We start from the raw sequence: 11,870 nt of genomic DNA on the forward strand, positions 1-11,870 counted from the left end.
AGGTCCATACGATGGAGAACAAACGTAACACCAAGCCGAATCCGGCCATGGGGCCGCTCATTCCGGCGTCAATCGAAACCGGTTCAGGTCGCAAAAACACACTGTGGAGGAAGTTTGTAGCCCAGCGTCATCTGCAGACCATGGCCCTGCTCGGCGTAGTCTGGATGATCATCTTCAACTACATTCCGATTTATGGCTTGATTATTTCCTTCAAGGAATATAACATCGTCAAGTCGATTGCCGAAGCCCCATGGGTAGGGCTGGAGCATTTCAGGGAGCTGTTCGCTGACGAGGATCTGCCGAATGTCATCCGCAATACGCTCGGCATCAGCTTGATCAAGCTGTTCATCGGTTTTCCGCTGCCGATCATATTCGCCCTCTTCCTCAATGAGGTCCGTTCCATCAGATACAAGAAGGCTATTCAGACGATTTCCTATCTGCCGCATTTCCTGTCCTGGGTTGTGCTTGGCGGGATTCTGGCCACCTGGCTGGCTGATGTAGGGATTATCAACAATATTCTGCTTGCACTCAATCTGATTGACAAGCCGATTACCTATCTGGCTGAGCCCAGTTACTTCTGGACCATTATTATTACTTCTGACATTTGGAAGGAGCTTGGCTGGTCTGCCATTATCTATCTCGCGGCCATCGCCGGCGTATCTCCGGAAATGTATGAAGCAGCAACGATTGACGGAGCGGGACGCTTCCAGAAAATGTGGTTTGTCACACTGCCGGCTATTCGGGCAACGATCAGCATTCTGTTTGTTCTGGCCGTCAGTGGGGTACTGAATTCCAACTTCGACCAGATTCTGGTTCTGCGGAACTCGCTCAATGACAGTGCTTCTAACGTAATTGACTACTATATCTATCAGACGGGTATTATCTCCAACCGCTTCTCCTATTCTGCGGCGGTCACCCTGGTCAAAGCGGTTATAGCACTGATTCTGCTGCTGATTGCCAACCAGGTATCCAAAAAAATCAACGACACGTCGCTGTTCTAGGACAAGGAGGACCTATATATGTTTGCTCTAAAACGTAAAACCAAAGGTGAAGCTATCTTTGATATCGTCAATAATCTGGTCATGCTCTGTGTCTGCTTCCTGACGCTGTATCCTATCTGGTATGTGCTGGTCAATTCCTTCAATGACGGGAACGACGCCATGCTGGGCGGCATCTACTGGTGGCCGCGGATGATCACGCTGAAGAATTTCGAAGCGGTATTCGCAAGCCCGGGCATTATGCTCGCCATGGGAATTACGGTAGCCAAGACAGTGCTTGGTGTCGCTGTCCATGTATTCTTCACCGCAATGGTGGCGTATGCTTTATCCCGCAGGGATCTGGTAGGCGGAAAAATCTACATCCTGATCGGCACCGTTACGCTGTTCTTCAACGGCGGTCTGATTCCGACCTTCCTGCTGAACCGCGACCTTCATCTACTGGATAACTTCCTGGTCTATATTATTCCAGTGATGTTCAGCTTCTTCGATCTCATTATCTTCATGACCTTCTTCCGGGAGATTCCCGAGGGTCTGGAAGAGGCCGCCCGGATTGACGGGGCCAACGACTGGTCCATCTTCCTGCGGATCATCCTTCCGGTCTCCATGCCGGTTATTGCGACCATTGCGCTGTTCCACGGCGTGTATCAATGGAATGATTATTTTGCCGGGATTATCTATATCAACAATGTGGACCTGCAGCCGATTCAGACCTATCTGTTCCGTGTAGTCGCCCAGTCAAGCTCCAATACTATGATGGTGGCTGTCCAGGGTAACGCGGCAACAAGGTCGGTAACGTCCCAGTCCATCAAGCTGGCAACCATGGTTGTCACTACGCTGCCTATCGTATTCGTCTATCCGTTCCTGCAGCGTTATTTCGTCAAAGGCATGATGATCGGCTCGATCAAGGGCTGATCATCTCCTTGCTACCAGGTAACTCCTCCAGCGCCCGGGTGTCTTATGGGCAACGGGGTTGAGCTTATAATTATTATTTTCTAGAAAAGGGGTAAACAAATGGGCATGAAACATAAGCCAAAGAAAATGGGTCTGCTGCTTGCAGGACTAATGCTGACCTCCTTGGCGGCAGGCTGCTCCAGCAGCAATAACGCAAGCGGGAGCAACACTCCGGCGAATACGGAAGCTACCAAAGCACCAGCCACAGAAACAACAGCACCTGCACTGAACGCAGATGAGCCGGGCTGGAAAAGCGATACTTCACCGATTACCTTCGACTGGTACCTGAACTTTGCCTGGTTCGCCAACAAGTGGGGCGTTGACCCGACTTCGCAATATATTACCAAGAAGACTGGCGTTAACGTGAACTTCATCGTTCCTGCCGGTAATGAGAATGAAAAGCTGAATACGCTGATTGCTTCCGGCAAAATGCCTGACTTCATCACGCTCGGCTACTGGGAAGATGCGATCAAAAAAATGGTGGAAGGCGAGCTGGTGCTTCCGCTGAACAAGCTGGCTGAGGAATATGACCCGTACTTCTTCAAGGTCTCGGATAAAGATAAGCTGGGCTGGTACACACAGCCGGACGGCAACGTCTACGGCTATCCTAACTCTTCCTCTTCTCCTGCCGACTACGAAAAATATGGCGATACTTATGTTTCCAACCAGACCTTCGCGGTCCGCAAGGATATCTATGAAGCGATCGGCAGCCCGGATATGCGCACACCTGAAGGCTTCCTTGGCGCCCTGAAGGCAGCCCAGGAGAAATTCCCTGAAGTGAACGGACAGCCGCTGATTCCGCTGGGTCTGCATGAGTTCACCGAGAACGGCAATGATTCCCTTGAAGGCTACATTCAGAACTTCCTGAACATTCCTTGGGAAAAAGACGGCAAGGTCTACGACCGCGAGAGTGACCCTGAGTATGTCCGCTGGATGAAGACCCTCCGCCAGGCGAACCAGGACGGACTGCTTGCGAAGGATATCTTCATTGACAAGCGTGCTCAAATGGAAGAAAAGATCGTACAGGGCCGCTACTTCGCAATGCTCTATCAACGTACGGACTTCGGTTCCCAGCTCGGCACTATCTTCCAGAAGAACCCTGAGCAGGTGTACATTGCAGTAGACGGTCCGGCTAACACCAAGATGGATCAGCCTGCACTGAACGGCCCTGGGATCTCCGGCTGGACCGTAACCCTGATCTCGAAGGATGTTAAGGATAAGGCGCGTGCGATTAAATTCCTCAGCTATCTGAACAGTGAAGAAGGCAATAAGGATCTTTATCTGGGCGAAAAAGGGGTCAGCTATGATACAATTGACGGCAAGGACCAGTTCCTGCCTGAAGCGCTGAAGCTTATGAACTCCGACCGTGCAGCCTTCGATAAGCAATTCGGCTCTTCCTTCACTTTCTGGATGATGCAGAATACGAATATTACCGACCAGTGGAAACCGGAATCCGTGGAGCCGTTCAAGCAACTGGAAGACTGGACCAAGGGCAAATCGATCAATACTTCGGAGTTCCAGTTAATCGATCCTACGGGTAACTCACCGGAAGGCATTATCGCCACCAAGCTGAAACAGCTCCGCGGCAAAACGATGCCGAAGCTGCTGATGGCTGATTCCGATGCGGAATTCGACAAGATCTGGACGGAATATATTGCGAAAAAGGATAAGGAAGGCCAAGCGACCTTCGATGCCTACCGCCAGACGAAATATGAAGAGAATAAGAAAAAACTCGGAATGTAAGTTTTTAAATATATGACCCAATGGCCCGCATACTGCGGGCTTTTGGGCTATTTTCAAGAGGTGGGCATGAAAGAGAGAACAGGGGCATTATGGCACTCCTTCCACTACTGGTGGGGGCGGAGATCACTGCAGAGCCGGCTGATTGCGGCCTATATCTTCATTATTCTGGGACCCAGCCTGCTGGTGTCCTTCTATTCGTATCAGGAAATCAACAACACCTATATGCGGGATTCGATCGAGAAGAACAGCTATCTGCTGCAAATGGAGAGAATGCATGTACTCAACCAGATCGAGGCGATGGAGCGGGCTCTGCAGATGGCGTATAATGATAAAAGTGTCAGAGATTACCTGATCAGTGAGGACGATCCGACCCTGGGTGAGCTGATTGACTTCAATACGACTACCTTTTTGAATTTCAGCCAGATTCAGTTCAACAACCCGAATATCGAGCATCTGTATCTGTTCTCTGCCAGTCCGAATGTGTATGAGCTGTGGCCTGTTATTTTTCGTGAATCCCGGGTCTCTATGGAGCCCTGGTTCCAGCAGGCCATGAGACTGGAAGGAAGGCGGAATCTCTGGTCCTTTCAAAATACGGACATTGATCTGATGCAGCGATTCTCTGGGGGAGCCGGGGAAGGCCAGCCGAAGGTATCCGTGCTGCGGGAGATCAGTATCCCGGCAGGGAATCATATCGGAATGGTTCAGGTAGATATGTTGCTGAGCAAGTTCACGCCCAAGACTTATACCTCTGTGCAGGATAACGAATCCCAGATGGTCATTGTGGATGATGCGCTGAATCTGTTCACGCGCACCGATAACTCCTTCCTGACCACTGATTCCGGGCTGAGCGCAGCGATCAAGGAACGGCTGGCCGCCTACCGCAAGACCGGGGAATGGGAGATGGATTACAAGGAGAACGGGAACTCGTTCCTGCTGATTCAGGCGCCGGTGGAGCAGATTGATGCCTCCCTGGTCACTGTTGTCTCGATGAAAGGCCTCATGAAGGATATTTCGCGGACCCGTAATTTGATTATCGGGGTAAATATTGGATTTATTTTCCTGGTTACGGCGATTACGTATGTGCTGAATGCATTCATTCTGAAGAATCTCCGCCGCCTGACAGAGACGATGAAGAAGGTGCGCCGGGGCGAGCCGTATGGCAGTATTAAGGTCAGCGGGGGCGGAGAGGTCGGAGAGCTGGCGCATCATTTCTCCAAGCTCATGAATACAATCAATACGCTGGTTGCCCAGGCGGTCTATAAGCAGGCGCTGTCCAAGGAGGCAGAGCTGCGGACCCTGCATAATCAGATCGATGCCCATTTCCTCTACAATACGCTGGAGAATATCAAGATGCTGGCCGAAATCGAGAACCAGCGGACCATCTCGGATGCACTGACCCGGCTTGGCGGAATGATGCGTTATAATTTCAAATGGACCGGGGAATATGTGAAGCTGAGAGACGAGCTTCGCCACATCGAGAATTATATAGAAGTCATGAATATCAGGTTCGAACACACCATTCAATTGGAGCTTCATATTGACAGCGCTTATCTTGAAGTGGAGGTGCTTAAGATGTCATTGCAGCCGATTGTGGAGAACAGCGTGAAGCATGCCTGGAATGCAGACGGCGTGGAGTTAACGGACCGGATTGTGAAGATCGAGCTTACAGAGGCGGAGGGGGATATCTTCATTGTCCTGCGCGATAACGGGCTGGGGCTGACGCAGGAGCGGCTGGTGGAACTGCATGAGGCGATCTATGCGAAGGAAGAGCTTGGAGCGGACGCTTCCGGGATTAGCAGCGGTGGATATAAGGCGGGAGGCGTTGGACTGCGCAATGTGCATCAGCGCCTGCAGCTCTTTTACGGGGAAGCCTATGGACTGGAAGTGCAGAGCGAAGCAGGGAAGTGGACGGCAGTGTACATGTCTCTGCCCAAAGTTCTATTGACAGGGGATAATCAGCGATGATAAATCTGATGATTGTGGATGATGAGAGAATGATCCGTCAAGGTCTGAAGGTGATGATCGAACGGGAATATCCGTCGGTCTACAATATATCGATGGCGGGAAACGGTGCAGAGGCACTGGAGCAGTATAAGCGGGAGCGGCAGGATGTGATTATCACCGATATCCGGATGCCGATCATGGACGGGATTACGCTGCTGGCGCGGCTGTCTGCGGAAGCAGGGGCGGGCGGAGCTCCGGCTGTGATTATTCTCAGCGGCCATGATGATTTCGAATATGCCAAAAGCGCGATCCGCTACCGCGTTAAGGATTATCTGCTGAAGCCGATCCGCCGCGAGGAGCTGTTCGAGATTCTCGAACGCATAGCCAAGGAAGGGGCGGAGCGGGAATCCAGCAGCCACAAGCAGCTGCAGGAAGCAGAGGGCTACCGCCGCGAGCTGCGGGCGGCCCGTCTGCGCAGCCTCCTGATGCAGCAGGAGGGCGAGGTATCGGCGGCCCAGCAGGAGGAGCTTGCGGGGCTGGCGCTGCCTTTTACAGTAGGGGTGCTGAACTATTATCACAGTGACGGTACACGGATGAAGCCTGGAGAGGTGCAGGGGCTGCTGGAGCAGCTGGGCGGACCGCTGGAGCACAAATTCACGGAGATCCTGACGGACGGGGACGGGAAGCTGGTGCTTGTCGGAGAGGGGGAGAACTTCCTGGAGCTGGCGAGGAAGGCCGAGTCCAAGGAGTTAACGCGGCTGCTGCTCGGAATCAGCAGGGAGAGCCGCAGTGCCGAGCAGTTCCGCGCCTGTTATCTGGAGGCTTGCCGGGCGCTGCAATATACCTTCCTGTCGCCGCAGGCCAGCTTCGTGGACTATACGGATATTCAGGCTGGGCGGCTGAGCTTCCCGCTCCCCGAGGAGGAGCTGCGTAAGCTGCTTAATATGCTGGGCACCGGGCGGGAGAAGGAGATCAAGGCGTTGCTTGGTGTTGTTTTTCAGACGGAGCATCTGCTGAGGCTGGATCTGAGTTACCTGGAGAATGTTGGGCGGAGTATGAATGAACGTGTACTGGATGAGGTGTTCCGTACCCATGGAGAAGCTTCGGTGGAGGTGCTGAAGCTCTACCGCCAAGTGGGCAACCTGCATAATTTCCGCCATTTCCACGACTATTACCGTGCGCTTGAGCATCTGCTCCTGAGCGTTAACGATTATATTATAGGCATCAAATCCGCCCACACCGAGCATGCCGATATGGAGGAAGCGCTGGCTTATATCGAAGCGAACTATGCCCGCCCGCTGAACATGGCGATGGTCAGTAATTATGTGTCCCTCAACTATTCTTATTTCAGTGAGGCATTCAAGGCCTACACCGGGGAGAGCTTCGTGCTGTATCTCAAAAAAGTCCGCATCCGCCACGCCAAAGAGCTGCTGGCCGATAACCGGGTCAAGCTGGCTTCCGTCTCCGAGTCCGTCGGTTTCGAGAACAGTAAGCAGTTCGCACGGGTATTCAAGGAACTGGAGGGCATCTCTCCCGGGGAGTACCGGGCGAAGCTGCTGATGGGGCGTTATCCCGGCCAGGCTGAGGATAAGGAGTCTTAGGGCTAGAGTAGATACAAGAACGATGGCAGATATAGCATTAGGTCCGGGTGACAAGAAGACTTGCGGTTCAAATATAAGAATTCATATGTTTCACATGATAAATTATCCTTCTATTTCTCGCTGAAACGATACCGTCCTTAAAAGGACGGCAAAGTCGTTTCCACTTGTGATCTATGATAGGATGGATGGAAGGTCTGGAGGTATTTGTATGGAAGAGATCCAAGGAACACTGATTACGACAGATAGACTTGCCGCCGATTTCCGGCGGCTGGGTGTGCAGGAGGGAATGACGCTGCTGATGCATTCCTCCTTCAAGTCACTCGGGCAGTGGGTGGCAGGCGGACCCGTTGCCGTGATCCTCGCGCTGGAGCAGGTGCTGGGCGGGGAAGGAACACTGGTGATGCCGACGCAATCCTCGGATCTGACCGATCCGTCCGGCTGGAGCAGACCGCCGGTGCCGGAGGCCTGGTGGCCGGGCATCCGCGAGCATATGCCGGCGTACGACCCGGACCTCACGCCGATTCGCGGCATGGGGATTATCCCGGACTGCTTCCGCAAGCAGCGGGGGGTGCGGCGCAGCAGTCATCCGATTGATTCTTTTGCCGCCTGGGGGAAGCACCGGGATGTCATTATTGACGGCCATGGCCTGGAATATGCCTTCGGAGAGCGGTCGCCGCTGGCCCGGATCTATGAGCTAGGTGGAAGCGTGCTGCTGCTGGGCGTGGACCATGGGAACAACACCTCGCTGCATCTGGCGGAGTACCGGGCGGATTATGCCGGGAAGCAGGAAGTGATCGCAGGCGCTCCGATGCTGGTGGACGGTGCCCGGCAATGGGTGGAGTTCAGTGATTACAACTGGAATTCGGATGATTTCGCTCAGCTTGGCGCGGACTTTGACAAGGAGACCGGGCGGATTGCCAAGGACTTCATTGCAGCATCTGCGGCGCAGCTGGTCCCGCAGCGGGAGATAGTCGATTATGGGGTGAAGTGGCTGGAGCGCTGCCGCAGGTAATTATCGATACATACTTGGGTAAAGGGGAATCGGAATTCATGACTACTACAGTGTATATTACAAGACACGGGCAGACGGAATGGAATGTGCAGAAGCGGATGCAGGGTCATCAGGATTCGCCGCTTACGCCGCTGGGCGTCCAGCAGGCGGAATGGCTGGGCAAGAGCCTGCAGGATGTCCATCTGGACGCGGTTTATGCCAGCTCCAGCCCCCGGGCGCTGCGGACGGCAGAGATTATCCGGGGGGAGCGGGAGATTCCGCTTACCGCCTATGATGAATTCAGAGAGATTAACCTCGGCATCTGGGAAGGCCGGGAGGCCGGTGAGCTGGAGGAGCAGTACCCGGAGCAGCACCAGCTGTTCTGGGGTGATCCGGCGCTGTTCAGTATCCAGGGCGGCGAGACCTTCGCCGCCGTGCAGGAGCGTGCGCTCGGCAAGCTGCGTGAGTTGATAGACCTGCATGAAGGCGGCACGATCCTCATTGCCACCCATACGGTAGTAGTGAAGGTGCTGATGGCTTATTTTGAAGGCCGGGCCATGGAGAAGCTGTGGGATCTGCCCTACATCCACCCTACCTGCCTATGCAGAATTGATATTACAAACGGCGTGCCGGAGATTGTGCTGCACGGGGATACCAGTCACTATGTGACCGTTCAGGGCGAGCTGGAGTCCTGAGCAGCAGTTAGCGGATAGCAGCACAGCAGGTGCAGTTACGATAAACAGGCGATGCGCATGTGGCATCGCCTGTTTGGCATGGGGCGGCGTGGGACAGATTACGGCGTGCGGGGAGATCCTGATCATTGTGCAACACTGCGTCTGGATAGGAGCGGCTTGCGCAAAGATTCTGCATAAAGTGCAACACTGTGGCTCGATAGGAGCAACCTGGGCGAAGATCCTGCACGAAAGGCAACAATCCAGCTCCCGCTAGCCCCGAATCGCCCGAAATCCTGCAAAAGTTGCAACAATGTGCTGTAACCAGTATCAAAATTAGAAAAATCCTGCATAAAGTGCAACACAGTGGCTCGATAGGAGCGGTGTGGGCGGAGATCCTGCGCGAAATACAACACTGCCAGCTCCTTGAGGTCCATCTACATAGAGACATTGCCCGTCAGCGCAGCCTCCTGGCGTTGGCGGTCCCGCTGCTCCAGCACAGACAAGTCGCCGTCCAGCATCTTCAATCCAGGCAGGCGTAGGGCTACTCCGGCGTACAGCACCGGAAGCAGGCCTGCGGCAAGCAAAAGCACTGGAACCCCGTACAGCTCGGCGACCGTACCGGCGGCCAAGGCGCCAATCGGCGACAGGCTCCCGCCAATCAGGAAGCGGACCGAATTCACCCGGCCCTGAAGCGGACCGGGCACGAGCCGCCCGTGCAGAGAGGAGCTTAAGGAGCTGAAGAAGGGCCCCATCAGCCCGGCGGCGAATACGGCGAATAGGGCGAAGGCATAGCTGGGGATGAAGCCCCACAGCATGGTGACGATGCCCGACAAGCCCAGGCTGCCCAGCATGACAGCGCGCCGCTGCTTAATCTCGCCCATGATGGAGATGACCCCGAGCCCGGCGAGGTAGCCAAGCGCAGACACTGTGGACAGTGTGCCTACAGCCGCTGCATCGCGGTGCAGCACCTCACGGACATAAGGGACCATCATCGTCCATATAGCTGTGGAGCTAAGATTGCTTACGGCAGCCATCATCATGATCGTCAGCATAGCGGGGAACCGCCGGTAGAACGAGAAGCCTTCGGCCACCTCCCGCAGATAGCCGGATATGGAGATGGCAGCGGCAGGCGTTCCGGCCGGCTTGCCCATCCGGGGCAGCCACAGCAGCATGGCAATCGCAGCCATATAACAGACGGCGTTGACCCCGAGCGCCGGCAAGGCACCGCTGGCTGCGGTCAGGATGCCGGCAAGCGCCGGGCCGAGCAGCACGGCAGCGCCCTTGCAGCCGTCAATGATCGCGAAGGCGCGCATCAGCTTGCCGGTCCCGGCGATTTCGGGGATGACGGCCATGGCCGTCGGCAGGAACAGCGCGGAGCAGGCACCGCTAAGACTGGCGGCAGCGAACAGCTGCCAGAGCTGGAGATGGCCGGCGAGTCCCATGCCGAGCGGAAGCAGGAGCGCCAGCAGCCGCAGCACGGCGAGGCAGGCCATGAACGCTGCGCGGGGCAGCCGGTCGGACAGCGGCGAGCCGAGCAGGCGCAGCACTAGCTCGGGAATCATGGAGCTGAGCGCAAGCGCCCCCATGGCTACCTTGGAGCCAGTCAGGTCATAGACCAGCCACTCCATAGCCAGCAGCCCAAAGGCATCGCCGAACGCGCTGAGTGAAACCGTGGATAACAATCCGTAATAGCTCCGTTTCTGCAACCTGCTCACCCCTTCAGATAATCCTCAATTTGCCCGGGCAGATCGTCCAGCGCCTCCAGCCGCAGGCTGTAGGAGACACTTTTGCCGCTGGTGTGAACGATGACCAGACCTGCTGCGCGCAGCGCGATCAGGTGGTAGTGAATCGTGCTTTTGGACAGCTGGACCGCCTTCACAATCTCCGTGAAATTCATCTGCCGTCCGGTAAGCTGCCGGAGAATGAACAGCCGGGTCTCATCCGACAATGCCCGGGTGAGCCGCAGGAGAGCGGCAGCAGGACGTCCTTCTCCCGGAGGGAGCGCATCGCAGGAGTAGCTGGTGAACACAAATTCATCATATTGAGAAGAGATGACCAGCGGACGGGCATGATACTGCGGAGTGATAATAACCTGCTTCAGCGTCTCCGACGGATAGAGCCGCATCCCTCCGGTAGCTGCCTCATATAGAGCCATATCATTCGTGCCGTCCAGCATCGCTGCCCGTACTTCGGCCTCCTGCCGCAGTCCTTCTATAATGGCCGGATCAATGCTGCTGAAATAGCTGTCATTCCACACGCGGATCACTTCAGCCGCCGCATCCCGCAGCCCGGCAAGATTCGCAGGCACACTCTGTCCGAACCGTCCGGCAATGTTGTAGAGTTCCCCCGGAGACAGCTCTTCGAACCAATGCAGGAATTCCTCCGCCGTACGCTCTCCGGGACAGCTCCAGATGAAGGGGGAGAGACTGAAATTATCGGTGAGCTTCAGCACTTCCTTCATACGCTGGAGCATGACAGGGGCGAACTGTGTCTGAACCTGGCGGACCCAGGGGGTCCCGGCATCCATAGCGGTATGATTTTGCTTGCCGATAAAAGCGTTCAGGCTGGTAATGCATTCATAGATAGGCGCGAAGTCTACAGTTACTTTATAATCCATAAGAAATTCCTGCTTTCTTGTGTAGTAGGGTTAGGCAAGAGAAATTATAGATAATGAAGAATAATTAATTTGTTCTATAAACATAGAACTTATATTAGTTTTATAATAAACGAACCTTTTTAGTTTGGCAAATGATTCTTTTTTTTCGGAGGATGCGGCACAAGATATTTTTATCAGAGCAATGGAGCGGCTGCCGCAGTATTCGGAGGGAGTTTCTTTCTCGCAAAGAAGTAGTCTTATGCTTCACAAAATAACCCCGTAAAGTGGAGCTCCGGCCTCGATGATGACCCAGGTACTTTGCGGGGCCAAACATAAAAATTCTTATCTATCAAAAAAGGCGGTTCCCGCAGC

Annotated in this window: 9 protein-coding genes; 7 read left to right on the plus strand and 2 right to left on the minus strand. The window is 54.5% G+C overall.

The annotated features are described in order from the left end of the window. Window positions 1–11: 11 nt before the first annotated feature. The 7 genes from C162_RS32830 (at window position 12) to C162_RS32860 (ending at window position 8,923) form a co-directional block, all read left to right on the plus strand. The gene (locus tag C162_RS32830) at window positions 12–1,001 is read left to right on the plus strand and encodes an ABC transporter permease (protein ID WP_036702111.1); all 990 of its coding nucleotides are present in this window, start codon (window positions 12–14) and stop codon (window positions 999–1,001) included. Window positions 1,002–1,019: 18 nt separating this feature from the next. Then, window positions 1,020–1,910 carry a carbohydrate ABC transporter permease gene (locus tag C162_RS32835; protein WP_036702113.1) on the plus strand — a complete coding sequence of 297 codons (891 nt, stop codon included), beginning with the start codon at window positions 1,020–1,022 and terminating at the stop codon, window positions 1,908–1,910. Between the two features lie 99 nt (window positions 1,911–2,009). Beyond that, on the plus strand, window positions 2,010–3,692 hold the full coding sequence (locus C162_RS32840) for an extracellular solute-binding protein (protein WP_083678085.1): 1,683 nt from the start codon (window positions 2,010–2,012) through the stop codon (window positions 3,690–3,692). Window positions 3,693–3,758: 66 nt separating this feature from the next. Next, the gene (locus C162_RS32845) at window positions 3,759–5,657 is read left to right on the plus strand and encodes a cache domain-containing sensor histidine kinase (RefSeq protein ID WP_036702115.1); all 1,899 of its coding nucleotides are present in this window, start codon (window positions 3,759–3,761) and stop codon (window positions 5,655–5,657) included. Beyond that, window positions 5,654–7,237, plus strand: a complete 1,584-nt coding sequence (locus tag C162_RS32850; RefSeq protein WP_036702117.1) for a response regulator — start codon at window positions 5,654–5,656, stop codon at window positions 7,235–7,237. The genes C162_RS32845 and C162_RS32850 overlap by 4 nt, the downstream gene beginning before the upstream one ends. Before the next feature lie 208 nt (window positions 7,238–7,445). Continuing rightward, on the plus strand, window positions 7,446–8,249 hold the full coding sequence (locus tag C162_RS32855; RefSeq protein ID WP_036702119.1) for an aminoglycoside N(3)-acetyltransferase: 804 nt from the start codon (window positions 7,446–7,448) through the stop codon (window positions 8,247–8,249). A 38-nt stretch (window positions 8,250–8,287) separates the two neighbouring features. Next, complete coding sequence (locus C162_RS32860; RefSeq protein WP_036702155.1) at window positions 8,288–8,923, plus strand: histidine phosphatase family protein; 636 nt, start codon at window positions 8,288–8,290, stop codon at window positions 8,921–8,923. Window positions 8,924–9,336: 413 nt separating this feature from the next. Here C162_RS32860 and C162_RS32870 read toward each other — a convergent pair whose 3' ends face one another. Together C162_RS32870 and C162_RS32875 are read right to left on the minus strand one after the other, a co-directional pair. Beyond that, complete coding sequence (locus C162_RS32870) at window positions 9,337–10,608, minus strand: MFS transporter (RefSeq protein WP_036702122.1); 1,272 nt, start codon at window positions 10,606–10,608, stop codon at window positions 9,337–9,339. A gap of 5 nt (window positions 10,609–10,613) precedes the next feature. Continuing rightward, entirely contained in the window at window positions 10,614–11,519 is a 906-nt protein-coding gene (locus tag C162_RS32875) for an ArsR/SmtB family transcription factor (protein WP_036702123.1), read from the minus strand. Between the last annotated feature and the right edge of the window lie 351 nt (window positions 11,520–11,870).

The organism is Paenibacillus sp. FSL R7-269 (genome assembly GCF_000517865.1).
Lineage (GTDB): Bacteria > Bacillota > Bacilli > Paenibacillales > Paenibacillaceae > Paenibacillus_AQ.